Annotated in this window: 25 protein-coding genes and 3 pseudogenes; 14 read left to right on the plus strand and 14 right to left on the minus strand. The window is 70.1% G+C overall.

The features are described from left to right. The first annotated feature begins 263 nt into the window (after positions 1–263). Positions 264–686 carry a hypothetical protein gene (locus DVK07_RS12405; RefSeq protein ID WP_121597363.1) on the plus strand — a complete coding sequence of 141 codons (423 nt, stop codon included), beginning with the start codon at positions 264–266 and terminating at the stop codon, positions 684–686. A 46-nt stretch (positions 687–732) separates the two neighbouring features. Here the strand turns inward: DVK07_RS12405 and DVK07_RS12410 are convergent, their stop codons facing one another. Then, positions 733–3,231 carry an RND family transporter gene (locus DVK07_RS12410; protein ID WP_121597364.1) on the minus strand — a complete coding sequence of 833 codons (2,499 nt, stop codon included), beginning with the start codon at positions 3,229–3,231 and terminating at the stop codon, positions 733–735. A 60-nt stretch (positions 3,232–3,291) separates the two neighbouring features. Then, positions 3,292–5,007 (minus strand): COG1361 S-layer family protein, encoded by a 1,716-nt coding sequence (locus DVK07_RS12415; protein ID WP_121597365.1) that lies wholly within the window; start codon positions 5,005–5,007, stop codon positions 3,292–3,294. Positions 5,008–5,227: 220 nt separating this feature from the next. Between DVK07_RS12415 and DVK07_RS12420 the strand changes: the two genes are divergently transcribed. Beyond that, positions 5,228–5,983 carry a TetR/AcrR family transcriptional regulator gene (locus tag DVK07_RS12420; RefSeq protein WP_121597366.1) on the plus strand — a complete coding sequence of 252 codons (756 nt, stop codon included), beginning with the start codon at positions 5,228–5,230 and terminating at the stop codon, positions 5,981–5,983. Between the two features lie 34 nt (positions 5,984–6,017). Here DVK07_RS12420 and DVK07_RS12425 read toward each other — a convergent pair whose 3' ends face one another. Next, positions 6,018–6,719 carry an HD domain-containing protein gene (locus DVK07_RS12425; protein WP_017342959.1) on the minus strand — a complete coding sequence of 234 codons (702 nt, stop codon included), beginning with the start codon at positions 6,717–6,719 and terminating at the stop codon, positions 6,018–6,020. A gap of 322 nt (positions 6,720–7,041) precedes the next feature. Between DVK07_RS12425 and DVK07_RS12430 the strand changes: the two genes are divergently transcribed. Together DVK07_RS12430 and DVK07_RS12435 are read left to right on the plus strand one after the other, a co-directional pair. Continuing rightward, on the plus strand, positions 7,042–7,968 hold the full coding sequence (locus DVK07_RS12430) for a cation diffusion facilitator family transporter (RefSeq protein WP_121597367.1): 927 nt from the start codon (positions 7,042–7,044) through the stop codon (positions 7,966–7,968). Between the two features lie 69 nt (positions 7,969–8,037). Continuing rightward, positions 8,038–8,748: a YqjF family protein gene (locus DVK07_RS12435; RefSeq protein WP_121597368.1), complete on the plus strand. Its 711-nt coding sequence runs from the start codon at positions 8,038–8,040 to the stop codon at positions 8,746–8,748. A gap of 584 nt (positions 8,749–9,332) precedes the next feature. Here DVK07_RS12435 and DVK07_RS12445 read toward each other — a convergent pair. Then, complete coding sequence (locus DVK07_RS12445) at positions 9,333–10,622, minus strand: Glu/Leu/Phe/Val dehydrogenase (RefSeq protein WP_121597370.1); 1,290 nt, start codon at positions 10,620–10,622, stop codon at positions 9,333–9,335. A 171-nt stretch (positions 10,623–10,793) separates the two neighbouring features. Here DVK07_RS12445 and DVK07_RS12450 point away from each other — a divergent pair, with 171 nt between their 5' ends. Next, positions 10,794–11,258: a PH domain-containing protein gene (locus DVK07_RS12450; RefSeq protein WP_121597371.1), complete on the plus strand. Its 465-nt coding sequence runs from the start codon at positions 10,794–10,796 to the stop codon at positions 11,256–11,258. Beyond that, positions 11,255–13,246: a PH domain-containing protein gene (locus DVK07_RS12455; RefSeq protein ID WP_121597372.1), complete on the plus strand. Its 1,992-nt coding sequence runs from the start codon at positions 11,255–11,257 to the stop codon at positions 13,244–13,246. Before DVK07_RS12450 ends, DVK07_RS12455 begins: the two co-directional genes overlap by 4 nt. A 114-nt stretch (positions 13,247–13,360) precedes the next feature. On the opposite strand, the pseudogene DVK07_RS12460 reads toward DVK07_RS12455, so the two are convergent. Beyond that, positions 13,361–13,666: pseudogene (locus DVK07_RS12460) on the minus strand (IS6 family transposase); the annotation flags it as partial. An 88-nt stretch (positions 13,667–13,754) separates the two neighbouring features. Here DVK07_RS12460 and DVK07_RS12465 point away from each other — a divergent pair. After that, on the plus strand, positions 13,755–14,057 hold the full coding sequence (locus DVK07_RS12465) for a transcriptional regulator (protein WP_121597373.1): 303 nt from the start codon (positions 13,755–13,757) through the stop codon (positions 14,055–14,057). A gap of 33 nt (positions 14,058–14,090) precedes the next feature. Here DVK07_RS12465 and DVK07_RS12470 read toward each other — a convergent pair whose 3' ends face one another. From DVK07_RS12470 to DVK07_RS12485, 4 genes are all read right to left on the minus strand, one after another. Continuing rightward, complete coding sequence (locus tag DVK07_RS12470) at positions 14,091–14,768, minus strand: type 1 glutamine amidotransferase domain-containing protein (protein WP_121597374.1); 678 nt, start codon at positions 14,766–14,768, stop codon at positions 14,091–14,093. Between the two features lie 420 nt (positions 14,769–15,188). Then, entirely contained in the window at positions 15,189–15,758 is a 570-nt protein-coding gene (hpt, locus tag DVK07_RS12475) for a hypoxanthine/guanine phosphoribosyltransferase (protein ID WP_121597375.1), read from the minus strand. 388 nt (positions 15,759–16,146) lie between these two features. Next, on the minus strand, positions 16,147–16,923 hold the full coding sequence (locus DVK07_RS12480; protein WP_121597376.1) for an enoyl-CoA hydratase/isomerase family protein: 777 nt from the start codon (positions 16,921–16,923) through the stop codon (positions 16,147–16,149). Between the two features lie 102 nt (positions 16,924–17,025). Further along, positions 17,026–17,247 carry a hypothetical protein gene (locus DVK07_RS12485; RefSeq protein ID WP_121597377.1) on the minus strand — a complete coding sequence of 74 codons (222 nt, stop codon included), beginning with the start codon at positions 17,245–17,247 and terminating at the stop codon, positions 17,026–17,028. A gap of 134 nt (positions 17,248–17,381) precedes the next feature. Here DVK07_RS12485 and aroC point away from each other — a divergent pair, with 134 nt between their 5' ends. Beyond that, positions 17,382–18,569, plus strand: coding sequence for a chorismate synthase (aroC, locus tag DVK07_RS12490; protein ID WP_121597378.1), 1,188 nt, complete (start codon positions 17,382–17,384; stop codon positions 18,567–18,569). Positions 18,570–18,677: 108 nt separating this feature from the next. Further along, complete coding sequence (locus DVK07_RS12495; protein ID WP_121597379.1) at positions 18,678–19,001, plus strand: helix-turn-helix domain-containing protein; 324 nt, start codon at positions 18,678–18,680, stop codon at positions 18,999–19,001. Positions 19,002–19,042: 41 nt separating this feature from the next. Here the strand turns inward: DVK07_RS12495 and DVK07_RS12500 are convergent. After that, a pseudogene (locus DVK07_RS12500) lies at positions 19,043–19,423 on the minus strand (ZIP family metal transporter); the annotation flags it as partial. Positions 19,424–19,441: 18 nt separating this feature from the next. Continuing rightward, positions 19,442–20,005: a TIGR04206 family protein gene (locus tag DVK07_RS12505; protein ID WP_121597380.1), complete on the minus strand. Its 564-nt coding sequence runs from the start codon at positions 20,003–20,005 to the stop codon at positions 19,442–19,444. A gap of 88 nt (positions 20,006–20,093) precedes the next feature. On the opposite strand from DVK07_RS12505, the gene DVK07_RS12510 reads away from it, so the two are divergent. Then, the gene (locus tag DVK07_RS12510; protein ID WP_121597381.1) at positions 20,094–20,951 is read left to right on the plus strand and encodes a hypothetical protein; all 858 of its coding nucleotides are present in this window, start codon (positions 20,094–20,096) and stop codon (positions 20,949–20,951) included. Positions 20,952–20,975: 24 nt separating this feature from the next. Next, positions 20,976–21,743 carry a hypothetical protein gene (locus tag DVK07_RS12515; RefSeq protein WP_121597382.1) on the plus strand — a complete coding sequence of 256 codons (768 nt, stop codon included), beginning with the start codon at positions 20,976–20,978 and terminating at the stop codon, positions 21,741–21,743. 25 nt (positions 21,744–21,768) lie between these two features. On the opposite strand, the gene DVK07_RS12520 is transcribed toward DVK07_RS12515, so the two are convergent. Next, positions 21,769–23,112, minus strand: coding sequence for an alkaline phosphatase family protein (locus tag DVK07_RS12520; protein ID WP_121597383.1), 1,344 nt, complete (start codon positions 23,110–23,112; stop codon positions 21,769–21,771). 137 nt (positions 23,113–23,249) lie between these two features. On the opposite strand from DVK07_RS12520, the gene DVK07_RS12525 reads away from it, so the two are divergent. Further along, positions 23,250–24,221 carry a phosphoadenosine phosphosulfate reductase family protein gene (locus tag DVK07_RS12525; RefSeq protein ID WP_121597384.1) on the plus strand — a complete coding sequence of 324 codons (972 nt, stop codon included), beginning with the start codon at positions 23,250–23,252 and terminating at the stop codon, positions 24,219–24,221. Positions 24,222–24,289: 68 nt separating this feature from the next. Here DVK07_RS12525 and DVK07_RS12530 read toward each other — a convergent pair whose 3' ends face one another. Continuing rightward, positions 24,290–25,558, minus strand: a complete 1,269-nt coding sequence (locus tag DVK07_RS12530; protein ID WP_121597385.1) for a trans-acting enoyl reductase family protein — start codon at positions 25,556–25,558, stop codon at positions 24,290–24,292. 146 nt (positions 25,559–25,704) lie between these two features. Between DVK07_RS12530 and DVK07_RS12535 the strand changes: the two genes are divergently transcribed. Together DVK07_RS12535 and DVK07_RS12540 are read left to right on the plus strand one after the other, a co-directional pair. Beyond that, positions 25,705–25,968: a hypothetical protein gene (locus DVK07_RS12535; protein WP_049908538.1), complete on the plus strand. Its 264-nt coding sequence runs from the start codon at positions 25,705–25,707 to the stop codon at positions 25,966–25,968. Then, positions 25,961–26,170: a hypothetical protein gene (locus tag DVK07_RS12540; protein ID WP_121597386.1), complete on the plus strand. Its 210-nt coding sequence runs from the start codon at positions 25,961–25,963 to the stop codon at positions 26,168–26,170. The genes DVK07_RS12535 and DVK07_RS12540 overlap by 8 nt, the downstream gene beginning before the upstream one ends. A gap of 183 nt (positions 26,171–26,353) precedes the next feature. On the opposite strand, the pseudogene DVK07_RS12545 reads toward DVK07_RS12540, so the two are convergent. Further along, a pseudogene (locus tag DVK07_RS12545) lies at positions 26,354–26,468 on the minus strand (IS6 family transposase); the annotation flags it as partial.

Consider the following 26,468-nt stretch of genomic DNA (forward strand, 5'->3'; position numbering starts at 1 on the left):
CTGCTCTTGTACCTCCCTTAGCGATGGCACACTTATCTCTTGTGTAGCGGGACGGGGGATCGGGGGGGTAAGGCACCGGTCTCACCCGTCGAGCGCGACCCCGCCGGCCGGTCGAGCGCGGCCCCACCGGCCGGTCGAGCGACGCCCCGATCGAGGGGACCGATCGGTGCGGAGACCGCGCGTCGAAGGGTATTTGTACGCGCGAACGGAGCCCCTAACAACGGACATCCATGACATCACTCACCCTCTTGAGTACGGGGCTGATGGGCCTCCTCGTCGTCGCCACGTTCGTCGCGGTCGCCGAGATCGGCGGGAAGCGAGTCGCTCCCGGCCGCGACGGGGACGGCGGCAGCTACGAGGCGATCGTCGAGACGCTCGGCGACATCGCCCGGACGCCGGTCGTGTGGGCGGTCTCGTTCGTCGGTATCACCGTCCTCGTCGGCGGGAGCATCCTCCTCGGCGTCGGGAGCTTCGGGATTCCCGAGGGGCTCGCCGGGACGCTGGTGAGCGTCGCGTACCTGATCGTCGGGCTCCTCCTCGTCGGCTTCGTCTTCCTCGGCGCCTACTTCGCGACGCGGAGCCGCGGACTCGGCAACGCGCACGGCGTCGCCGCCGGATCCCTCGCGACCGGCGCCGCGTTCCTCGTCCTCGTCACCGTCCAGCTGATCTTCGGCGTGGTCGGCTGAGCCGCCTCGTTTTCGCGTTCGCAGTCCGAGCGAAGTCGCTCTCCGGTCAGCGCCCGCCCTCGGCGCCGGACCCCCGGAGCCCGTCGTCGAGGCCGAGGCCGACGTACCCGCCGTACCGGTCCCACACGACGACGAGGGACGGGACGAGCAGGATCGAACAGAGGTACGCGTAGAACACGCCCAGCGCGAGCAGCACGCCGAAATCGCGGAGCAGGGGGATCACCGCGAGCCACAGCACGCCGAGCCCGGAGACGGTGGTGAGCATGCTGCCGGTGAGCGCGCCGCCCGTCCCGGCGATGGTGACGTCGAGGGCCTCGTCGATCGGCAGCCCGGCCTTGTACTCGTCGACGAACCGGTGGACGAAGTGGACGGTGTAGTCGACCCCGAGCCCGATCGACACGGAGAGGATCGGCGCGTTGATGGGCGTCAGCGGAATGTCGAAGAGCCGCATCGACCCGACGAGCAGCCCGACCGTCACGAGGACGGGGACGAGGTTGAGGAGGCCGTAGACGGCCTTCCCTTCGAGGTAGGCGTACGACAGCGCCAAGAACAGCGCCGTGAGCCCGAAGGCGGCGAAGAGGCTGCGGATCGCCGACTCGGTCAGTAGGTCGATCACGGCCTCGTTGACGACGAGGGAGCCCGTCGGCACGGCTTCGAGGGGGGTGCGCTCGGCGAGCTCGCGCACGTCCGCGACCGCCTCCGAGTTGTCGACGCCCGGCTCGATCGTGTAGTCGATCCGCGCGCTACCGCGGTCGGCGGCCACGTAGCCGCGCGCCTGGCCCTCCGCGGCGGAGTCGAGCAGCGCGTCGTACACCTCGTCGACGTTCCGGTCGGGCACGCCGTTGCCGAGGCGGTCGTTGCGCTCGACGAGCGCCGCGAACTCGGGGTCCCGCTCCGCGCGGTCCTCGATCACGGTGACGACGCTCGTCGCCTGCGCGCGGCGCTCGTCGGTCGTCGCGAAGGTGTCCGGCGGGTTCCGCGTGGTCCGATCGATCAGCTCTAAGGCGTCGTCGTCTCTCACCGACTGGTCGATATACAGCGTCACCGACCCCACGAAGTCCTGCTCGAACTCCTCCTCGAAGAGGGTCAACACGTCGAGGAACGTGTACTCGGTCGGCGCGAACGGTTCCGGCAGGTTCGAGTACGTCTCCAGCCGCTCCTGGTCCGGGAAGAACGCCTCCTCCGAGAACTCCGTGTTCACGCCCGTGCCGTAGGCGCCGCCGACCGCGCCGCCGACGAGGAGGAGGGCGACGACCGCGACGGGCGCGATCCGCGAGAGGTCGACGCCGACGCGGAGGACCCGGGCGATCCGCGACCCGCCGGCGCCGAGCGCGCTCGTGCCGAACTCGGGTATCGGGAGCCGCTCGCGCCACCGGTCAGAGAGGACCTTCGCGGCCGGGAGGAAGACGCCGAAGATCACCAGCGTGAACGTGATCCCGGCGGCCGCGACGATCCCGAAGTCGCGGTTCGGGTCGAACGGGCTCACGACGTTGGAGACGAGCCCGAACACCGTGGTGATCGTCACCAGCAGGAAGGCGATGAGCAGCTGGTCGGTCGTCGTCCGCATCGACTCCTCGATCCCGGTTCCGGTCGCCCGCTCCTCGCGGTAGCGGTTGACGATGTGGATCCCGAAGTCGATCCCGACCGCGAGCAGGAGCGGGAAGACGGTCACCAGCGAGTCGGAGAACGGGATCCCGGCGTACCCCATGAAACCGAACGTCCACAGCAGCGACAGGAGCAGGGCGACGAGCCCAATCGCCATGTCGAACGGGTCGCGGTACGAGAAGATCAGGAAGCCGACGATCAGTATCAGCGCCGCCGGGAAGACGATGATCGCGGTGTCGGTCAGCAGCGCGGTGATCTCCGACTGGAGGACGCCGTCGCCGAAGAGGATCGCGTTCTCCCCGGCCTCGTTGCCCGGGACGGAGTCGACGACCTCGACGCTGCGGGTCTGGAGCTCCGTCACCCGCGCCGTCGTCGCCGCGTCCGGCAGGTCGTAGGTGATCCCCACGATCGCGGTGTCGGCCGCCTGCGCGGTGGGGTTGTAGTCGACGGACACCTGCGCGGCGATCGCGCCCGTCGCGTCGGCGTCGGCGATGGCGGTCCGCAGCTCCGCGGGCGTCGCCTCGGTCACGGCGTCGCGCCGCTCGGCCGCGCTCGCCGCGCCCGGGTCCAGCTGCCGCGCGACCGCGTCCGCGTGGCTCGACGTCGACGCGACCCGCAGGGTGGAGCGAGACTCCAGCCGGTGTTGGGTCTCCAGCGTCCGGACCAAGGCGTCGCGGGAGAGGACGTTGTCGTCGGAGACGATCACCTGCGCCGACGTCGCGGAGCCGCCGATCGACGTCTCGAACTCCTCGTCGATCTCGTCGAGCGCCCGCTGGGCGGGGATGTCCTGCGTGAACTGGTCCGCGCCCGCGCTCGTCTCGATCCCGGTCAGCCCGCCGGCGAAGCCGGCCGTGACGAGGAGGAACACCGCGATGACCGCCAGCGGCCGCTCCGTGACGACGCGGTCGATCTCCTCGATCAGCCGGTCGGCCGCGGTCACGGAGGCCCCGCTGTCCGGCGCGTCCCCTCTCGGCGTTCTGTGACGTGTCCCCTCATCCGATCACCGCCGTCGGTACCAGACCGCGCCGCCGACCGCGGCGACGACGAGCAGGGCGGCGACGGCGATCAGTCCCACGGGCGTCCCGCCGTCGTCGACGGCCTCGGTCACCGTCACCGGTACCTGGGTGATGTCCGAGATGCGGTCGTTGCCGCGCTCGTCCTCGTACCGGAAGTCGAGCTCGATCGGGTGCTCCTCGACGCTCGCGCTCGACGCCGCGGACACCTCGAACCAGATATCCGCGGACTCGCCCGGTTCGAGCTCCTCGACGAACGCCTCGTCGTTCACCGGCGTCAGCGGGCTGTCGGCGTAGAGCCCGGCGTTGATCGACGAGAGGGTCTCCGGCCGCCGGTTCGTGATCGTTGCGTTGATCCGGGTGGTCTCGCCGGCGGAGACCGTGGCGCCGTCGACCGCGAGGTCGAACTCGGGCTGCCTCGGAGCGACCTCGACGCGCCGGGTCTCCTCGGCGGCGAGCGTCGCGTCGCCGCTCTCGTACTCGGTCGTGAACCGGAACTGCCGCGGGCCGGGGTCGGCGCTCCCGCTCACGTCGGCGTCGAAGGTGAAGTTCGTCGACTCGCCGGCCGGGATCGTCGGGAGCGCGTACCGGCTCTCGCCGAGGCTCACGCGGTTGCTCCCGGAGTCGGCGACGAGGACCGCGTCCTCGACGTCGAGCGGCCCCTCGTTCGTGATCGTCCCGGAGACCGTCCCCGAGTACCCGACCTCCAGCGTGCCGGAGACGTCCTCCAGCGCGAACGACTGCTCGCGGAGCGGGACGACGCCGGCGCGCGCGGGCGCCGCGGTCTCGTCGATCCCGTTCGGGTCCCGGTAGTCGACCGTGGAGGAGAGCGCGTACGCGCCGCCGCCGAACGCCTCGCCGACCGACGAGTCGAACGTCACCGTCCGGTTCTCGCCGGGCGCCCAGTCGCCGACGAACGACTGGCCGCCGCCCTCGCCGGCCCCGAGCCGGACCCCCGGGCTGGTCGTCGTTCCGGAGACGACCGCGTCGCGCGCGGTCTCGTCGCCGACGTTCCGGAGCGTCGCGGTCACGTCGCCGCTCCCGCCGACCTGCGCGTCGGTGTCGGTCTCGAGGACGGCGAACCGCGCGCCGTCGTCGACGACGATCGTGAGGTCGAAGTCGTCGATGCCGCGCCGGTCCTTGTGGTCGTTGAACTCGGGGATGATCTCGAAGGTGTAGCGGTAGCGGGCGGTCGCCTCCACCTCGTACCGCCCGTCGGGCACGTCGTCGGGCACGGTCACGTCCAGCTCGACGGGGACCGGGCTCGCGGCGGTCGAAACGTCGCCGACCGGGATCTCGCCGTCCTCGACGTCGATGGGCACGCCACCGTCGTCGATCTCCAGGGTGAGTCCGCGCGCGGTCGTCACCCGGGAGTTGAGCTGGTTGCCGATCTCCATCTCGCCGGTGTTGACGATGTCGATCCTGACGGTGGACTCCGCGCCCGCCGGCACCGACCGCTGCGAGGCGAACAGCTCCAGCACCGGCGACCCGCGGACCTGCCTCGGAGTCGGGTCCGATTCGGTACCTGCCTGCGCGACGGCGCCGTCGGCGACCGGGCCGCCGATTCCGGAGAGCGCCGCGGCGCCGCCGTCCGCCGTCCCCGCGCTCGGGGCCGCGGCGCCCGCGAGCGAGACGCCGACGAGCAACGCTCCCACCGCGACGACGGCGAGCGCGGCGGTCGCGAGCCGAATCGACCGACTCATCGGTCGCCTCCGCCGGATCGGTGGGAGGGGCCGGATCGGTGGGAGGGGCCGGATCGGTGGGAGGGGCCGGATCGGTGGGAGGGTCTGGTCGCGCGCGGCGACCGGTCGTACCGTGGCGCGTCGGGTCGAGTCATACGTTGCTGTCAGGGGCCCGCGGCATAAGCGTGTTGAATGAACGTTCAATCAGGGCCGATATATACCGGACCCCTCTATGCGTCGTATGAACGACCCGTTCGCGGAGCCGTCGGACACCCGACAGGCGATCCTCGGCGCGGCGTTCCGCGCGCTCTGCGAGCACGGGTACGCGAACGTCACGATCCAGCGGATCGGCGACGAGTTCGACAAGAGCCCGTCGCTCGTCTACCACCACTACGACGGGAAAGACGACCTGCTGATCGACCTCCTCGGCTTCCTGCTGGACGCGTTCGAGGCGTCCGTCGCCGACGGCCCCGTCACGGAGCCGCCGGGCGAGGAAGCGGCTGCCGCGGGGGAGGACGCGCCGGAGATGGCCCCCGAGGAGGCCTTCGACCGCTCTGCGCGGGAGCAGCTCGACGGCTACCTCACGGCCGCGGTCGACCCCGCGTCGCTCGACGACGCGTACGCGCCCGACGAGCGGTTCGTCACCGTGATGACCGAGCTCCGCTCGCAGGCCGCGAGCGACGAGGCGTACCGCGACCACTTCGACCGCAGCGACCGCGTCTTCGGCGAGTACCTCGAACGGCTGGTGCGCGAGGCGGCGGCCGAGGTCGCCGGCGACGGCGACGAAGTGTCGGGCGGCGGGGACGGAGTGTCGGGCGGCGAGCGGACCGTCGCCGCGTCGGAGGTGGCCGCGACGCTCCAGACGTTCGCGACCGGCGGGATGTTCCGCTGGGCGACGACGAACGACGGGGCGTGGGTCGAGGACTCCCGGAGAGGAATCGACCGCTATCTGGAGGCGATGCTGCCGCTCGTCGAGACGACCGGTTCGGACGAGTAAGGGGCGGAGATGCCGTCCCCGGGCGGTGACGATCTCAGCGGTCGGTGACGCCCTCGGCGTCCATCCGCGAGACCTCCTCTTCGAGCCACTCGCGGAGCCATTTCACGCGCTTGATTCGCTGGTGTGCGATGCCCTCGGCGGTGTCCGAAACGACGCGCTCGGTGTGGTCGTGGGCGCGCTGGAGCACGCGGTCGACCATCTTCGCCGAGTCCATGTGCGTCCGCGACTCGTACCCCATCCGCAACAGCATGAGGACGGCGCCGTTGGCGCCGACCTTGTCGAGCACGTCGGCCTCGATCAGACACCGGCTCTCCAAGGGGACGTCGTCGAGGTCGCCCGTGTACGAATGGTCGACGACCGCGCCGCACACCTCCTCGATGAACGACTCGGGGTAGTTGCCGCGGCTCTGGAGGTACTCGCGAGTGACGCGCGCGCCGGCCTCCGCGTGGACGTCCTGCTCGGCCTCCAGCTTCGCGACGTCGTGGAAGACGGCCGCGACCCGGACCACGTCGACGTCGGCGCCCTCGGCCTCGGCGATCTCCGTCGCGAGGTCGACGACGTTGAGGATGTGGTTGAACCGGTACGACGCCGAGTGCCAGGGGTACCAGCGCATCCGTCCGCCGTCGTCCTCGCCCTCGACGCTGGCCGCGAGGTAGTCGCGGACGAACCCCTTCATCTCCTCGAAATCCTCGTCGCTCACCTCCGTTTCCTTAATTTCGACGCCCACCGGGACCACCTCGGACGAAAAGATCGTGATTCATTACCGTCACCGAGGAGCGTTTCGGTCTTAGGCGTTACGACGGAGTCTCCCGCCGATGCGGCGGCGGTCGGCCGGCAGACGGTCGGCTGGCGTTGAGGGTACGGGCAGCGGACGGTCGGCGGACGGTCGGCTGGCGTTGAGGGTGCGGGCAGCGGACGGTCGGCGGACGGTCGGCTGGCGTTGAGGGTGCGGGCAGCGGACGGTCAGCGGACGCCGGCGGGAGAGGGAGACCTCGGGAGAGCGGCGAGCGTCGACGCGACGCGGGACGCTTAACAGGGGTGCGAGCGCAATGGCGCCTATGTCGAGCCCATTCGGAGGCGGCGACCGCGCTCGGTTCCAGCGGGCGGCGGCGGTGAACGTCGCCGGCAACGCGGTGAAGATCGCCGTCGAGGGGGCGGTGGGGCTCACGTTCGGCAGCGTCGCGCTGGTGGCCGACGCCGCCCACTCCGTCGCCGACCTCGTCGCGAGCGCGGTCGTGTTCGTCTGGGGGGGCTCGCGGTACGAGAGCGCCGACGAGACGCACCCGCACGGCCACCAGCGGATCGAGCCGCTGACGGCGCTGCTCGTCGGCGCGACCATCGTCGTTCTCGGGCTCCTCCTGTTGCGCGAGTCGGTCCTCGGGCTGCTCGGGACGCACACTCCGCCCCGGAAGAGCCTCCTCCTCGTCGCCGCGCTGCTGTTCGCGATGGCGGACATGTACCTGCTGTACTGGTACACGGAGCGCGTGAACGCCGACCTCGGCTCGACGGCGCTCACCGCCCTCGCGGTCGACTGCCTCAACGACATCTACACCACGATCGCCGCCCTCGTCGGCGTGTTCGGCGTGTTCCTCGACGTGCCGATCCTCGACCCGGTCGCCGGCGCGCTCGTCAGCGTCCTCGTCGTCTACCAGGGGATCGAGATCGGCCGCGAGAACGTCACCTACCTCGTGGGCGCCGCCCCGCCGCCGGGCGACCGCGAGCGCGTCGTCGCCGCGCTCCGCGAGTACCCCGCCGTCGAGGGGGTCCACGACCTCACGGTCTACTACGACGGGACCGACCTGGAGGTCGAGGTACACGTCGAGGTCGACGGGGAGATGACGCTCCGCGAGGCCCACGACGTGGAGACGGAGCTCGTCACGACCCTCCGCGCGATGGAGGACGTCGGCGACGTCCACGTCCACCTCGACCCCTCGGGGCTGGGCGAGTGGAAGGACGCGCCGGAGGAGTCGGACGTCGCGGAGTGAGACCGCGCGAACCGACCTGAAACCGCCGGCAGCGTGCGGGTTTTGCCCCTTCGGCCCCTCCAATTCGACATGCTCGGTCGCCGCCTGCTGGAGATGACGTGGCGCGACGCGCTGTTCTGTCACTGGCCCGTCGATCCCGCCGTCGTCTCCCCCACGCTCCCCGACGGGCTCTCGGTCGCCACCCACCGAGGCGACGCGTACCTGAGCGTCGTCGCCTTCGTGATGGACGACATCCGTCCGCGCGGGGCGCCCGTCGGGCTCTCGTTCCCGGAGCTCAACCTCCGGACCTACGTCGAGGGCCCCGACGGCCCGGGCGTCTACTTCTACAACCTCGACGCGGACGACCGGATCGGCGTCGCGGCCGCGCGGCGGCTGTTCGCGCTCCCGTACTACCGCGCGGCGATGGACGTGTCTCGCCCCGAAGCCGCCGATCGCTCGGAGCGCACGAGCGCCCCCGTTCGGTTCACCAGCCGCCGGACCCACCCCGGCGTGCCTCACGCGCGGTTCGACGCGACCTACGAGCCGAGGGGCGAGGCGTTCGCCGCCGAGCCGGGGTCGCTCGACGAGTTCCTCGCGGAGAACTACCGGTTCTACGCCGCCGGGAACCGGCTGTACCGCGGGGAGATAGCTCACGACCCGTGGCGGCTCCGGGAGGCGACCGTCGACCTCCGGGCCAACACCCTGTTCGAGGCGAACGGGTTCGACCGGCCCGACGGCGACCCGATCGTCCGCTACGCGGAGCCGATCGAGGTGGGCGCGGACCGAATTCGGTCGGTCTGAAAAGCGGTATTTAAACGAGTATGAGCGACGGCGACGATCTGTCATAAATAGTGGTGCGGTGGCGCGTGCCTGCGAACGGCCGCCCTCGGCGGCCGCGAGGAGCACGCGCGAGGGAGTCGGTCGCCCGGAGCGAAGCGGAGGGCGACCGACGAGGCTGGGGAGGTGTGAGGTGCGGTGCGGAGCGGTGCGGGGTGGGACTCAAAGGGGCAGTCGCGAGGACGAAGCACGGCGTTCACGAGAGCGGAGCTCTCGTGAGCCAACCAGAACGCGGGGCGTTCTGGTGACGACGGAAGCACCGCAGCGAGTGAGCGGAGCGAACGAGCGAGGAGCGCACCGAGCCGCGCGAGTCCTCGCGACTGGGGCTTTGGAGGAGTTCACCGCCGATCCGCTGTTAGCTATTTATAAGCGAGCGGCCGCGGATTCCGAGGCGTTCACCGCCAATCTGAGGCAAGTCAGTTATAACCGAGCGGCTGGGGCTTTGGAGGTGTTCGCCACCGATTCAGCTGTCACTTATAAACATCTGGCAACGACACCGAAATTCTACTTATAAATAACCGCCCAATCTTCCCGCTATCGCTCGCGGTCTACGGGAAGAGCCCGCGGTACTCGTGGGCCGTCGCGGTGCGCTCCAAGGCGAGCGTGTACGCCGCGGTCCGCAGGTCGGGGAGCTCCTTCGCGTCGTACTGCTCGATGGTCTCGTCGAACGCGGTGCCGATGCGGCGCTCCAGCTCGGCGTTGACCGTCTCCAGCGGCCACGAGAACTCCTGGGCGTTCTGGACCCACTCCAGGTACGAGACGATGACGCCGCCCGCGTTCGCGAGGATGTCGGGCACGACCTGGACGTCGCGCTCGGTGAGGACCTCGTCGGCGGCGACCGTCGTCGGCCCGTTCGCGGCCTCGACGATAGCCGACGCGCGGAGGTCGTCGACGTTGTCGGCGGTGATCACGCCCTCGACGGCCGCAGGGATGAGCACGTCGACGTCGAGGGTCAAAAGCTCCGCGTTGGTGATCGCGTCCGGGTCGTCCCAGCTGGAGCCGTCCGCGTTCCCCCGGTACTCGCCCGCGACGTACTCCTCGATCAGCCCGCCGGCGTCGACGTGCGCGCCGAGCGCCGCCACGTCGAGGCCGTCCGGGTCGTACGCCGCGCCCGACACGTCGGAGGTGGCGACCACGCTGGCGCCCGCCTCGTCGAGGAGCCGGGCCGCGTTCGAGCCGACGTTCCCGAACCCCTGGATCGCGACGGAGGCGTCGGAGAGGTCGCGGTCGAGGTACTCGAAGAGCCGCTCGGTGACGAGCGAGACGCCGCGACCCGTCGCCTCCACGCGACCGGGCGTCCCGCCGATCTCCAGCGGCTTCCCCGTGACGACCTGCGGGATGGAGTGGCCCTCGTACATCGAGTAGGTGTCCATCATCCACGCCATCGTCTGCGGGTTCGTGTTCATGTCCGGGGCGGGCACGTCGGTCTCGGGGCCGATCATCCGGCGTATCCCCTCGGTGTACCGCCGCGTGAGCCGTTCGAGGTCCTGGTCGGTGAGCTCCTTCGGCTCGCAGATCACGCCGCCCTTCGCGCCGCCGTACGGGAGGTCGACCAGCGCCGTCTTCCAGGTCATCCACCCGGCGAGCGCCTCGACCTCCCGCTGGGTGACCGAGGGGTGGAACCGGACGCCGCCCTTGAACGGGCCGCGGGCGCTGTCGAACTGACAGCGGTACCCCTCGAACACCTCGACCTCGCCGGACTCCAACCTGACCGGGAGCGTCACCTTCAGCGTGCGCTCCGGGTGTTTGAGTCGCTCGAACACCCCGTGATCCACGTCTGCGTACTCCTCGGCGCGGTCCATCTGGGCGAGCATGTTCTCGAACGGATCGTCGGCCATGGCCGGCACGACTCCGTCGCCCGGCATATCGGTTTCGGCAAGTATCGCCTTCGAGAGAGAATAACACACACGATCGTTCCCCGTTTTTTCTCGGCCGTTTCCGACCGGACTTATACGTCGGGACCGTCAATCGCCGGTCATGACACACGGACACGCGACGGGGGACCGTCGATGACGGCACAGACGCTTCACCCCCGAGTCCAAGTCGTGTGGGTCCTCCGCGCGGTGCTGCTCTCGGCGCTCGTCACCGCCCCGTTCGCGGGCGGCGCGTACCTCGAATACCTCCCGCGGTGGGCGCCGGTCGCCCTCGGGGCCGTCGCCCTGACGCTCACCGTCGCGCACGCGCTGCTCCGCTACCGCCGCTGGAGCTACGAGATCCGCGAGGACGCGATCTACCTCGACCGCGGCGTGATCACGCAGGTGCGGACGACGGTGCCGTTAGTGCGGATCCAGCACGTCGACTCCCGCCGCGGCCCGATCGAGCGGACGGTCGGGCTCGCCTCCTGCGTGGTGTACACCGCCGGGTCGCGCGGCGCGGACGTGCGCATCCCGGGGCTGACGCCGGACGGCGCGAGCGACCTCCGCGAGGAGCTGAAGCGGCTGGCGATCCGCGCCGACGGGGAGGACGCGGTGTGAAGTTAGCGCCGCAGTCGGTCCCGTACCGCGCGCTCCAGAAGGCGGCCGGGACCGCCGTCGCGCTGTTCGTGATCGTGAACAGCGGCGGGTTCGGGCTCCCGCTGGCGGTCGGCGGGGGCGCCGCGATCCTCCTCGTCATGCTCGCCTACGAGGTCGCGTACTACCGCCGGTTCGAGTACGTCCTCACGGAGGACACGCTCGACATCTCCTCCGGCGTCATCTCCCGGCGCGAGCGGGAGATCCCGTACCGGCGGATCCAGAACGTCGACGTGAGCCGCGGCGTGCTCCAGCGCGCGATCGGGGTCGCCGCGGTCGACTTAGAGACCGCCGGCGGCTCCAGCACGGAGGGGTCGATCCGCTTCGTCACGCCCGCGGAGGCGACGCGGCTCCAGCGCGAGGTCCAGCGCCGGAAGTCGGCGAGCTCGCGGGCCGAGGACGCCGGCGACGGGGCGGCGACGGACGCCGACGCGGTCGACCGCGGCCGCGACGACGCGTTCGCCCCTGACGAGGAGGAGCTGTTCGCCATCTCGCCGAGCGAGCTGGCCCTCGTCGGCGCCCTGTCGTTCGACGGCCGCCTGATCGGCCTCCTGGCGTTCCTCAGCTCCGGCTCGTTCCCGGTGCTGTCGAGCTTCCTGCCGGAGACGTCGGCCGCCGCGCTCACCGCGACGGCGTTCGTCGGCGTCGCGGCGCTGTTCATCGCGTCGTGGCTCATCGGCGCGGGCGTCGCCTTCTCGAACTACTACGGGTTCCGGCTCTCTCGGGCCGGCGACGAGCTCCGCTACGAGCGCGGGCTGTTCCGTCGGTACAGCGGGTCGATCCCGACCGAGAAGGTCCAGACGCTGCGGATCACCGACAACCCCGCCAAGCGGGCGCTCGGCTACGCGAGCCTCTCGATCGAGACCGCGGGGTACGCCCCCGGACAGGACGCGAATTCCGGGAACCAGTCCGCCGTGCCGATCGCCGCGACGGAGCGCGTCTACCGGCTCGCACACGAGATCGAGTCGTTCGGGACACCGGATTTCAACCGACCGCCCAAGCGGATCCGCTGGCGGTACGTCATCCGGTACGCGATGATCGTCGGGGTGCTCACGGCCGTCGCGTACGGCGTGAACTGGTACGTCTCGCCGTCGCTCCCGTGGTACGGCGTCGCCGCGCTCCTCGTCGTCGTTCCGCCCGCGGCGCACCTGAAGTGGAAGCACCGCGGCTACTGGGTCGGCGAGGACCACCTGCTCACGCGGAACGGGTTCTGGAGCCGAACCGTCGCCGTCGTCCCGTACTACCGGATCCAGAACGTGATCGACAGCCGGACCGTGTTCCAGCGGCGGTGGGGCGTCGCGACGATCGTCGCCGACACGGCGGGGACCAGTTCGCTGACCGGCAGCGACGCAGCGGCCGTCGACTTCGAGGTCGACGAGGCCGAGGAACTGAAGGAGACGCTCACAGAGCGCCTCGCGACCGCCGTCGCGGAGCGCCGGAGCGAGGGGACCGACTCGTTCGAGTGGATCGACGACGACGCGGAGGGCGACGGGAGCGTCGGAGCCGACGAGGGCGTCGAAGGCGACGAACGAACCGGAGCGAAGGAGAGCGTCGAAGGCGACGAGGAGTTCGGAGGCGACCAGACCGGCAGCGACGCTCCCGTCGAGGACGCGGTCGTCGACGCGGAAGCGGACGACGCGACGACCGGGGGGCCTGCCGACGACGAGCCCGAGATACCCGAGGACGGCGTCGTCCGCCCCGACTTCTCGCCGAGCGGCCGCGACTACTCGGAGCCCGCGGAGCGGATCGACACGGGCGGGTACGCGGTCGACCAGAACCCCTCGGACGCCGACGTGGCGCACGGGCCCGCCGCCGAGAGCGACGAGGACGAGCCGACCGATGACGACGAGACGGGCGACGAGAAAAAGACGAAGGAAGACGACGGAACAGACGACGACGGCGGGACGGACGACGACGGCGAGACGGACGACGACGGCGAACGGCGCCCTTGACATCCTCCCCGCGCCGAAGCGCGAGGATTCCCACGGCACGGCACCGCTGGTTGGGATGGTTACGGTTTGTAGTCGCCTCGAAAGGCGGCTACTGGCTGTGCCAACCGGTAGCGTTCAGATAAGCTGATGCCAGGCGAACGCGACTGATCTGAACCACACGTTAGCAGTTTCTGCTTTGGCATTGCTAAAACAGTTTGAGAAACTGGTGGTTCTGCGTTTTACCTCACGAAAGACACGTTCGACGCAGTTCCGATTTCCATGTCGTTCGTATCTAAAATCGAGGTTATATTTGTCACAGGCTCGGTGAAGTGGAACCGCGCCACCAACGAGAAAGGTCGCGTCGTCCACGTCGTGTTTTTTGCGAGCTTCTGTGAAAAACCGATCTGCGAACGTATTGTTTCTTGTCAGTTCAAGCTTTGTCCCCCGAGCGGCGTCCTCTCCCGCGCACTATCGGGTCCCGCTCGGCTCGGGCCGGACGGCTTTACTCGCCGCGACGCGAAGGCGCAACATGGAGACGACACGCCAGCGGATCGCCGACGCGCTCCGCGAGGAGCCGCGGACGGCGAGCGACCTCGCCGAGACGCTGTCGCTGCCGACGCCGACCGTGTACGAACACCTCGAACACGTCTCGCGGTCGGTGCGAGAGGGAAACGGCGGCAGCGAAGGCGACGCTGACGACGAGTTCCTCGTCGCGCCGCCGACCTGCCGGGAGTGTGGGTTCGACGGCTTCGACGACCCGGTCAACGAGCCGTCGCGGTGTCCCGAGTGTAAGGGCGAGCGGATCGAGGAGCCGGCGTTCGTGATCCGATAAGGAGGCGGTGCGGCCGCCGTCGCGGAGCGATGCCTACAGCTCGTCCAGCAGCGTCGCGGCCGCGGCCGAGGAGGAGCCCGGGCCGCGCGCGGTGATCAGGTCGCCGTCGACCGTGACGCTCGTGTCGGCGTCGAGTTCGGCGTCCCAGTCGGCGCCCGCGAGGACGACCTCGTCTTCGACCCAGTACGGGAGCTTCCGGCCGTCGGGCATCACGTCGTGGTCGTCGACGATGTCCGCTTCCCACTCGTTGGGGAACCCGGTGACTGCGCGCCCCTCGACGAGCGGCGTCCCGTCGGCCTCGCGCGTGAACGCGAGAATGCCGACCGCGTGACAGACGACCAGGGCGACGCCCTCCTCGCCCGCGACCGCGTCAAGGAGCAGCTGACGGGCGTGGCGGTCCTGGTTCACGTCCCAGACGGTGCCGTGGCCGCCGGGGAAGACGACCGCGTCGTAGTCGGCGGCGTCGACCGTCGCGATCGGCTCGGGGTCGTTCAGCTCGGGATGCTCCTCGTCGACCTCGCGGAGCTCCGCGACCCGCTCCTCGCCCCCGGCGGCCTCGGGGTCGAGCGAGCGCTCGTCGACGACCGGCGGCGACCCCGAGGGCGTCGCGACCGTCACGTCGACGCCCTCCGACTCCAGCGTCGTCAGCGGCTCGATACACTCCTCGGCCCAGTAGCCCTCTTCGCTCACGACGAACAGTGCGCTAGTCATGTGTACCCCACCGTTCGTGACCTCGACATAAAAGGCGCCCGCGCCCGGCAGCGACGAGGGACGGCGCGAGGTTTATAAATGGAGCCGCTGTGCGGTGGCGCGTGCCTGCGAGGCCGCCTTGCGGCCGAGCAGCACGCGCGAGGGACGCGGCGACCGAAGCGAAGCGAGGGAGCCGCGAGGTTGGGGAGGAGTGAGGTGCTGTGCGGTGCGGGGTGGGACTCAAAGGGGCAGCCGCGAGAGCGAAGTCCGACGAAGTAAGCACCGCAGTGAGCGGCGGAGCCGCGAGCGAGGAGCGCAGCGAGTCGCACGAGCTCTCGCGGCTGGGGCTTTGGAGGTGCCCGCCGTCGATCCGGCGGCAACAACGTATCGCCGAGCGACTGGGGCTTTAGAGAAGTTCCCCGCTGGTCCGCTCGGAACCGATTACTCGTCGCCCTGCGCGTCGACGATCACGACCTCGCCGTCCTCGACGGTGACGTTGATCAGCGTCTTCACGTTGTAGTCGGTGTCGTCCAACTCGTTTGGGCCGGCCTTCTTGATCACGGCGACCACGTCGACGACCTCCGCGCCGACCTCGTCGGTGAGCGCGTCGAGGATGGCCTTCATCGTGCCGCCCGTCGAGAGCACGTCGTCGAGCACGAGCACGCGGTCGCCCTCCTCGACGTCGTTGATGTACATCTCCGACTCGGAGTAGCCGGTCTCCTGGAACAGCGGCACCTCGCCGTTGAGGCCGTACTGGCGCTTCCGGATGACGACGAGGGGGATGTCGGTCATCAGGGAGAGCGCGGTGGAGATGTGGATCCCCATCGCGGCGGGGGTGACGATCTTGTCGACGTTCTCCAACTCCGCCTTCCGGATGATCCGGATGACGATCTCCCGGAGCAGCTCCGGTTCGAGCATGGGGACGCCGTCGCTGATCGGGTGGACGAAGTACTGGTACTCGCCTTTCTCGATGATCGGCGCGTCGAGGAGCGACTGCCGCAACTGGTCCATGTCGCCGGTACTCGGGCGGATTAATAAAGCGTGGCGGTTACGGAATCGCGATGAGAGGCGATGGCACGGAGCGGGGGAATCGAACGTCTGCTTATGAATCTCGCAGCGATCAGAACGCCACCGAAGCCCCGGCCGCGAGGCGGGCGCACGCTCGGGGCGGTCCTCGCTCGTTCGCTCCGCTCACTCGCTGCGGTCCTACCGTCGCCTGCGCCCGCCTCGCGGCCGCCCCTTCGAGTCCCGCCCCGCACAGCACCTCTCGCCTCCCCAGCCTCGCCGTTCGCTCCGGGCTCCCTCCGGTCGCCCGTCGCTCACGGCGTCCCTCGCACGCGCTCCTCGCGCCCTATCGGGCGCTCGGAGGCGCGCGCCACCGCGTCCGTTCGCAACTCTACTACTCGAACTCCGGCTCGCGCTTCTCCAAGAACGCCTCCATCCCCTCGCGCTGGTCGTGCGTGCCGAACAGCCCGGCCCACGCCCGGCGCTCCAAGGCCAGCCCGGTCGCACCCGCTCCCTCGCCGGCCGCGTTGAGCGCCTCCTTCGCGGCGCGCAGCGCGGTCGCGGGCTTCGCGGCCAGCTCGCCGGCCAGTTCGTCGATCCGGTCGTCGAACTCCCCGTCGTCGACGACCTCGCCGACGAACCCGACCTCGGCCGCCTCGGCCGCGTCGATGCGCTCGCCGAGGAAGATCAGCCGGCGGGCGACCTCCTCGCCGACGAGCGCCGGGAGCCGCTGGGTGCCGCCCCAGCCCGGGATGATGCCGAGGTCGATCTCCGTCTGTCCGAGGACCGCGCTCTCGGCGGCGACCCGGAGGTCACAGGCCAAGGCGAGTTCGCAGCCCCCGCCGAAGGCGTACCCATCGACCGCGGCGATCGTCGGCGCGGGGAACGTCTCGATCGCGTCCGCGACGCGGTGGCCGAGCTCCGCGTACGCCTGCGCCTCGGGCGTCGACATGTCGACCATGTAGGAGATGTCCGCGCCCGCGACGAACGCCTCGTCGCCCGCGCCGGCGATCACGAGGACGCGGGCGTCGCGGTCGGCGGTCTCGTCGAGCGCCCCCTCGATCGCTTCGAGCGTCTCGACGGTGAGCGCGTTGAGCTGTTCCGGTCGGTCGACGGTGATCGTCGCGACCCCGCGGTCGTCGACGTCGAAGTCGATCGTGTCCCGTGTCATACGGGCCCCTCGCGGGGCGGCGTGAAAACGGTTCGGCAGGCGGATCCGGGCGTCCGGAAGCGGAGCCGGCGGGGATGGCGACGGTCGGCCGCGACCCGCCCGTCAGATCTCCTCGCGGCTGTCGATCCCGGTGTAGATGAACCACGCCGTCGTGTACACGCCGACGAACAGCAGGTAGCCGACGATCAGCCCCCCGAGCTGCCGGCTCGCGAGCCCGTCTGGGAGCGTCCGCGAGAGGATCCCGAGGGCGAGCGCGAAGACGACGAGGGAGAACAGCCCCGAGAGGGCGTACACGCCGAGGTCCGAGGTGAGGCGGTCGCGCACGCACCCACCAACGCGTTCCCGTTACATACCGCCATCGGTTGCGCGGCGAGTCACTGGCTCGGGCCTCCGGCCCGCGATCGGAGACCCGTTGCGCGGATTGCAACCCATATATGCCCCCGGCCACACGTGAGGGTATGAACGGGAACCGGTTCGGCCGACTCTTCCAGCTGACGACCTACGGCGAGAGCCACGGCGACGCGATGGGCGTCACCGTCTCGGGCGTGCCCGCGGGCGTCGAGCTCGACGAGGAGGCCATCCAGGCGCAGCTCGACCGGCGCAAGCCGGGCCAGTCGATGATCACCACCTCGCGGGGCGAGCCGGACGAGGTCGTCGTCAACTCCGGCGTTCAGGACGGGTACACCACGGGGACGCCGATCGGGATGGTGATCCAGAACAAGGACGCGCGCTCGGGGAAGTACGAGCCGTACGTCACGGCGCCGCGCCCCTCGCACGGCGACTACACCTACTCCGCGAAGTTCGGCACGCGAAACTGGGGCGGCGGCGGCCGCTCCTCCGCGCGCGAGACCGTGAACTGGGTCGCGGCCGGCGCGGTCGCCGAGCAGGTCCTCGACGCCTCCGATCACGACGTGGAGATCAAAGCGCACGTCAACCGCATCGGCGACGTCGAGGCCGACCCGGTGAGCTTCGAGCAGCTCCTCGCGAACAGCGAGGAGAACGACGTGCGCTGCGCCGACCCCGAGGCGGCCGCCGAGATGCAGGAGCTGATCGAGGAGTACCAGGAGCGGGGCGACTCCATCGGCGGCTCCATCTACTTCGAGTGCCGCGGCGTCCCGCGCGGGCTCGGCGCGCCGCGGTTCGACGGGTTCCCGAGCCGGCTCGGACGGGCGATGTTCTCGATCCCGGCGACGACGGGGGTCGAGTTCGGCCTGGGGAAAGAGGCCGTCGACGTGACGGGCAGCGAGCGCAACGAGGACTGGACGTTCGACGACGGCGAGTCGTTCGACCACGTCGAGAGCGACGAGGGCGACCCGGTCCCCGAGGGGAACGACCACGGCGGCCTTCAGGGCGGTATCACGACCGGCGAACCGATCTACGGCGAGGCGACGTGGCACGCGCCGACCTCGATCCCGAAGAAGCAGCGCTCCGCCGATTGGGAGACGGGCGAGGAGAAGGAGATCCAGGTCGTCGGCCGCCACGACCCGGTCCTCCCGCCGCGGGCCGTCCCCGTCGTCGAGGCGATGCTCTACTGTACCGTCCTCGACTTCATGCTGCTCGCCGGCCGGATCAACCCCGACCGCGTCGACGGCAACCCGGGGCAGTACGACACCGACTACCACCCGAGCAGCCCGGAGAACGAGTAGCGGACGAGGCGGATTCGGAGCGGCTTTTCGCGGTGGCAACTAATTCGAAGGTCGATAGGTCGTTGACTCGCCCACGGTTTTATTACAGAATATTACGAACTATGACGCATGCCGATCGGTATCGACGCGTTCGACGACGAGCCGGAGGCAGCACTCGATGTGGCTCCCGGGACCCAGCCGTATCGGGTCCTCGCGTTCCTCGCCGAGCACGACGACCAGGCGTTCACCCAGACCGAGATCCACGAGGGAACGGGGATCAAGCGCGGGAGCGTCGGTGCCGTCCTATCGCGACTCGAGGACCGCGGACTCGTCCGCCATCGGGGTCGGTACTGGGCGATCGCCGAGGACGAGCGGCTCGCATCGTTCGCCGCGCAGCGGGCGGCGAGTTCGGCGTCGACGACGGACGACTACTACGGCGAGGACGAGACGTGACGGACGCGCGGCGTTGAAAAGGCATGGCGCGCCCGTGCGACTCACACCACGACGACGGCGTCGACGACGACGAGCAGGACGAAGCCGACGAGGAAGGCGCCCGTCGCGGCGTCGGCGTGCCCGTGTCCATGCGAGGAGGGGATCAGCTCCCGGAAGACGACCGCGAGCATCGCGCCGGCGGCGAACCCGGACGACACCGGAAACAGGCCGGCCGCGACCGTCACGAGCAGGAATCCGAAGAGGGACGCGACCACCTGTGGAACGACTCCCGAGAGGGTCGTGTACCAGAACACGCGCGCGTTCGACATCCCGGTGTCCGCCATCGGCACGGCGAACGCGAACCCGTCGGGCACGTTCTGGAGCCCGATGACGACCGCGAGCAGCAGCGCGACCTCCTCTACCCCCGACGCGAACGCGACGCCGGTCCGCGGGACCCGGGCTCAGCGAACCGCCACGCGCCGGAGGTCTCGCCCGTACGCCGCGACCGCGACGGCGAGCGTCGCGACCGCGCTCGCGGGGAGGACGGCGAACCAGCCGGCGGTCGCGCCGACGCCGAAGCGCACGCCGAGGCCCGCCGCGACCCACAGCGTCGCGGCCGCCGCGAGGACGAGGAGGCCGCCCGTTACGCGGCGGTCCTCGCGGCCGAGCGCGACGCCGCTCGTGGCGCTCCCGGCCGCGAGCAGGTGGAACCCGAGCGCGAGCGGCCACGCCCGGATCGACGGCGGAAGCGTCGCGAACGGCCGCGGCTGGTCGAGGAAGTACGCCCACACGGGGTAGCCGCCGACCCCGCCCCCGTCGCCGCCGAGCGTCACGAACCCCCACAGGCTCACCAGCGTCGGGGCGTCGTCGCCGCCCGGAACGACCGCCATCGGGACCGCGAGCAGCGCGACGACCAGGAGCCACTCGACGCGGCCGCTGGTCGACGTCGAGTCCGCTTTCTCCCGCGAGACGGATCGCGACGGCGGCTCCGAAGTCGAGCGCGACGCGCCGTCCGGTTCCTCCATACGAGGGGTTCGACGCCCGGGAGTAAGTATGGTCGGGGCCTCGCGGACGCCGAGGGGTTTTTACTGTCCTCGGAGGGACCGACCAGCCATGCCAGCCCTCCGCTCGATCCGTCCGGCCGTCGGTAGCGTCGCGAGAAACCCCGTCCTCGTCGCCGTCTCGGCGCTGTTCGCGCTCGCACAGCTCCCAGACCTGATCGCGGGACCGACGGCGAACCCGGAGCTGTCCGCGGCGGTGTCCGCGCTGACGTTCGGCGTGCTGATCCTCGTCGCTCCCTTCTTCCAAGGCGGCCTGCTCGCGATGGCGGACGAAGCGCTCGACGGGCGGACGCGCCTCGCGACGCTCGTCTCGGAGGGTAAGGAACACTATCTCCCGCTGCTGGTCGCGTACCTCGCGCTGCTCGGAGTGAGCCTCGCGTTCGGCTTCCTCGCGTTCTTCGGCGCCCTCCTCGGGGTCGCGGGCAGCGTCGCGAGCGAGCCCGCCGGGTTCGTCGCCGTCCCCGCCGAGGACGTCACGCTCGTCGCGGTGCTGGCGATCATCGCCGTCGGCCTGTTCGGCGCGTACCTGCTCGTCACCTTCTTCCTCCAGTTCTACGCCCACGCGGTCGTCGTCGACGACTCCGAACTCGTCGCCTCGTTCCGCCGCAGCGTCCGCGTCGTTCGGTCGAACCTCGGGGCCGCGTTCCTCTACACGGCCCTCCTGACCGCCGGTGGCGCGGCGTTCGGCCTCCTCGTCGCCGCCGCGTCGCTGTCGCTCGCGCCGCCGCCGGCGATGGAGTCCGCCCCGGCGTGGGTGCCGACCGTCGAGGTCGGCACGCTCGGCGCCGTCGGGATCGGCGTCGGGGTGATCGCGGTCACCGGCGTCCTCGGCGCGCTGTGGGCGACCTACTCGGTGGCGTTCTACCGCGCCTGCTCGGAGCGGACGCCCGCGGCGGGCCGTCAGGCGTAACTCGCCGCCGCCCGTAGGGTCCGTGTGAACACCGACGACGGCGGCCACCACGACGCGGCGGTCGACGCGCTGGCGGCCCGGGAGTACGAGCGCGCGGGGGACCGCTACACCCGCGGCGGGCGACGCGTGCTCGCCGACCCGCGCCCCGACCGCGACCCGTTCGAGCCGGACGACAAGGGGTGGATCGGACAGGGGATTCAGCAGCTGCTCGCCGCGACGGTCGCCTACCGGGTCGCCGGCGTCGACGAGCGCGCGGGCCGACGCGCGGCCGAGGGAATCGCCGCGGCGCGCGACTTCGAGTCCGTCCTCGCCGACCCGGGACAAGGCGCCTGCCTCGCGGAGTTCGTGGCCGACTTCCGAGTTGCGGGCGGGCTCGGCGGCGCCGACGAGGCGTACGGCGACGCCGCGGAGCGCTACGCGGCCGCGGGCGACGAGATCGATTCCCCGCAGGCGCTCGCGACGACCCCGCTGTTCGAGGCTGCGGCCGCGACGATAAAACAGGTCGCGCGGGGCCAGGCGGACGGCGAGATCGCGATCGCGTGGGAGGACCTCCACGGGAGCGACCCCGACCGCCCGGGCGAGTTCCTCGCGCACCGGGCACGATTCAAAGAGCAGCGGTTCCCGGTGCTGGTCGAGCGCGCGGTCGACGGCGGCCACCTCGCCGCGCCGCGGGGGACGACCGAGTACGACAACGACGGCCACCGATGCCCGCACTGCGGGTCGAACCACGTGAACTGGGCCGGTACCGGGATCCTCTGTCTGCGGTGTTCGCGGCCGACGGCGGAGAAGTAACGCGTTGCGGCGGTCGCGACCGCCGTCAGCCCAGCAGGCTCTCGCCGTCGAACTCGTCGTCGGCCTCGACGTCCATCAGGTCGAGGACGGTCGGCGTCACGTCGAAGAGGTTCGCGTCGGTGAGATCGAGGTCGGGGTCGGTCGCGTACAAAAGCGAGTTCTCGAACTTGTGCATCCCGTTGCGGGGGCCCTCGGTGAAGACGGCCTCCTTCCCGCTGAACCCGGACTTGAGGTCGAAGCCGTCCGCGGGGATGACGACGAGGTCAGGGGCGATGTCGTCGTGGTCGCCGTCGAAGACGGTCTCGCCCTTCACGATCCGTTTGCACACCTGCCGGCCGTCAGGACCGGTGAGCGATTCGAGGTCGTCGATCAGCTCCTCGCGCGTCGCCTCGTACTCCTCTTGTGGAACGACTCCCTCGGGCTCGCGGCCCTCCAAGTTGAGGTAGAACCGGCCGGGGATGAGCGAGTAGGCGCGCGTCTCGTCGTCGATGTCGGTGAGCGCGTCGTGGTCGTCGTCAGCGTAGGAGAGCCACCCCTCGTCGGCGAGGAACTGGTTACAGTTCACCTCCCACTCCAGCTCGGTGAACCCGTGGTCGGAGGCGACGATCAGCGTGGTGTCGTCGTCGAGCGAGTCGCGGATCTCGCCGATGTACCCGTCGAGTTTGCGGTAGAACTCGAGGAACTCCGCTTTGTACTCCCCGTCGGTCGCGTAGTCGCCGAACAGGAAGTGGTTCACGCGGTCCGTGCTCATGAACACGCCGAAGAAGAGGTCCCAGTCGTCCTGTGCGAGGTAGTGGTCGAACGCCTCGTACCGGGCGTCGAGCGTCGCGTGCGCGTTCTCGATGAACTCGGTCTTGTCGTCGTCGTGGCCGAGCTTGGCGTTCACGTCGATCTTGTAGTCGAAGCCGTCGAGCGTCTCGCGGACCGACTCGTCGCTCGCGGCCGACTCCAGGTCGGGCGAGAGGAAGCCGGAGACCATCCGCTGGACCCGCGTCGACGGCGGGAACGTGACCGGGACGTTGAACACGGTCGCGTCGCGGCCGGCGTCGGTGACCCGGTCCCACAGCCGGGTCGCCTTCACGTGGCGCCCGAGCGGGACGTACGTCTCGTAGGAGTCGCGCTCGCGGTCCTGGAACCCGTACACGCCCGTGGCGCCGGGGTTCACGCCGGTCGTGAGGCTCGGCCAGCACGCGCTCGACTCGGGCGGGACGATGCTCTCCAATCGGCCGCCCGATCCCGTCTCGGCGATGTCGGTGAGGTTCTCGAAGACGTCGGGGTGGTCCTCGACGAGGTCGAGCGGTACGCCGTCGATCCCGAGGAAGACGACGCGCCCGGCGTCGTCGCCGCGGAGCCGGTCGAACAGACCCATGTCCGCCCGTTCCGGGGCGGTTGACATATCCCTTGTGTTCCGCGGGACGGCGGCGGCGACCGCTCCCGATCGGCGCTCCCTCCCGAGCGCCCGCGATTCAGAAAGCCTATTCGTCTCGGCGGCGACAGCTACGCCGTATGAGCGACGACTTCCCGGCGAGCGTCGACGTCGATTACACCGACGGCGAGGGGGAGACCCCCGAGGACTACCCGTCGATCCAGCACAAAATCGAGAAGGCGGTCGAGGTCACCCGCCGCGGGCTCGAACAGTACGATAACCCCGCGGTGATGTGGACGGGCGGGAAGGACTCCACGCTGACGCTGTACTTCATCAACCAGGTCGCCGAGGAGTACGGCTACGAGAAGCCGACCGCCGTCTTCATCGACCACTTCCAGCACTTCGACGACATCACCGACTTCGTCGAGCACTGGGCCGACGAGTGGGATATCGATCTCGTGTACGCTCGCAACGAGGACGTCGGCGACTACGTCGAGGAGCACGCCCTCGAACCGGGAGACGACATCCCCGTCGACGCGCTCTCGGAGCACAACCAGCATCACATCCGGGAGATCTTAGAGTTCGAGGAGGACTCGTTCCCGTTCCTGCTCGACACCTACGTCGGGAACCACCTGCTGAAGACGGTCGCGCTCAACGACGCCCTCGAGGAGTACGACATCGACGGCGTCATCTCCGGCGTGCGCTGGGACGAGCAGGAGGCCCGCGCCGACGAGACGTTCTTCTCGCCGCGCCACGACCCCGACCTGTTCCCGCCACACGACCGCATCCAGCCCATCCTCCAGTTCGCCGAGGCCGACGTGTGGGACGCCTTCTGGAACTTCGTCGTGCCCGACACCGTCGAGGCGTTCCCCGACGAGGGGTACATCCCGCAGAGCGACGACGACCTGCCCGAGGGCGTCACGCAGGAGGATGTGCCGATCTCGCCGAAGTACTTCGCCGGCTTCCGCTCGCTCGGCAGCGAGGTCTCGACCGAGAAGACGACCGAGGAGCCCGCGTGGCTTCAGAACCTCGAGGACACGACCGAGCGCGCCGGCCGCGCCCAGGACAAGGAGGACCTGATGGAGCGCCTGCGCGACCTCGGCTACATGTGATCGCCGCCGGGAACTGACTTCCGCCGCCGCGTTCTTTTCGCGACCCGCTCACCACCGACGAGCGACGCTCAGCGCCCGCCTTCGGCCGCCTCCCCGACCGAAATAGTGAACCCCACTTCGCGGAGCTGGTCCGCGAGCGGCAGCCCGATCCCGGAGGACGGAGTCAACACGCCCCCGTCGAACGGGGAATCGACCTCGCCGCGGGCCAGGCAGACGGCCGACTCCCCGAGCATCCGCGCCGTCGCGCCGTAGCCCGGGTCGCGGTCGGCGCCGAACTCGGCCTCGACGGTGAAGGGACCGTCAGCGCCCGTGCCGCGCCCGAGAAGCCGGATCAGGAAGCTCCCGGCCTCCGCTTCCTCCCGCGTCGGCCCCTCGCCGGGGTCGGGGAAGACGTACCGACGGAGCGCCGAGCGGATCGGTCCGACTGACATCGCGGCCGTGAACAGGCCGAGCCCGCCGGCGACGGCGCCCGCGGTCGCTGCGCCCGCGAGGCCGTCGCCGGTCGGGACGACCTCGCTACAGCGGAACTCGCGGCCCCACGGATAGCCGAGGAGCGCGTTGCTCCGGCGCACCACGCGCTCGTTCACCGGCGCCATCGGCGAGGGGGCGCTCCACCCGCCTCGAAGCGCGTCTCGCTGCGGCCAGCGCTGTTCGCCGGCGTCGACGCCGCTCCGCTCGCCCCGCGGCGCCAGCGAGTAGGGGTTCCGGAGCGCCTCCCGGGCGAGGGGGTCGGTCGCGGCCGCCTCGAACAGCTCGCCGAAGCTCGCCAGCGTGCCGCCGCTGACGCTCCCGCTGCCGCCGTCGAGGTAGATCCGGACCGTGTCGCAGGGCGCGTCGTGTCCCTTCCTCGCGAACGACTGGACGAGCAGCGTGCCGAGGTCCGTCGGGACGGAGTCGAACCCGCAGCTGTGGACGATCCGGGCGCCGTTCTCGACCGCGGCGTCGTGGAACCGATCGATCGACTCGCGCACCCAGTTCACCTCGCCGGTGAGGTCGCAGTAGTCCGTGCCCGCCTCGACGCAGGCCTCGACCAGCGGCGACCCGAGTCGGGTGTACGGCCCGACCGTCGTACAGACGACCCGAGCGTCCTCGGCGACCGCGCGCAGGCTCTCGGGGTCGGTCGCGTCGCCCACGACGACGGGCACGTCGTCCCGCGCGTCGCCGCGACGGGCGAGGTCGTCGGCGAGCGCGTCGAGCTTCCCGCGGTTCCGTCCGCCGACGGCCAGGGAGAGCTCCTCGGTCGCGTACCGCTCGGCCAGGTACTCGGCGGTGAACCGCCCCGCGACCCCGGTCGCACCCCACACCACGACGTCGTGCGTCGGATCGGCGTCGGTCATTCGGGCGCCACTACGGAGCGGCCGCGGTAAACTGGTGGGGTCCGGGTCCGCCGAGCGCGCGAACGAGGGCGGCCGGACGGGGATCCGAGCGACGCCGAGACCGCGCCACGCGCTACCTCTTTACATACACGGCCGCAACGACGTGTATGCCAGTCGGCACTCGGTTGTCACTACAGCTCGCGGACTTCGGGACCCGATCGCTCGTCACGCACGCGCTCATGGCGGTGGGGTTCGTGGGAGCGGTCGTCACGGGACTGTTCGTGGAGGGGCAGGTCGGCACCGTCTCGATGGCGGCGTTCATCAACTTCACGGCCGGGCTGTGGATCTGTCAGTCCATCCACTCGCTCGGGAACGCGGCCACCGACGACGAGTACCAGGGCGTCCTCAAGGAGATCCTCAATCGTGTCTAGTGAACCCGGAATCGACACCGGTCGCTTCGGGCGAATCTTAGCGCTCGTCGGCTTCGTCACGACCGTGTTCCTGTTCCTCACGGCGCAGCGGCTATCCGGCGACGCCTTCCAGATCGGCGCCGTCGCGATCGGGATGGTCGGGCTGATCACGGCTATCATCGGCTTCCTCGTCGCCGCCGGCAGCGCGGTCGACGCGTCCTGACGCCGATCGGTCGATGGGAGAGCCCCGCAGTTGGATCTCCGGAGCAATCTGACGTGTCGTCCCAAACGCGTTTTCGTAGAGAGGCGCTCAGTCTGGGCGAGGTCTTCGCCAAAGCGTTATGTCGCTTCACGGAGAAATATGACCATGAGCGTGACCATCCCCGTTGTTTCGCGTCGTGTTAACTTAAGCATGATTCCACCAGACGGCGTGGGCTTGTAACCACGTTTCCGCGGTCGGTGGATCGACGTGGCTGAAACAGTTTGAAAACGAAGAGGTTCGTCGTTCTACTTCTCTAAAA

Source organism: Halorubrum sp. Atlit-26R, from assembly GCF_003666015.1.
Classification (GTDB): Archaea; Halobacteriota; Halobacteria; order Halobacteriales; family Haloferacaceae; genus Halorubrum.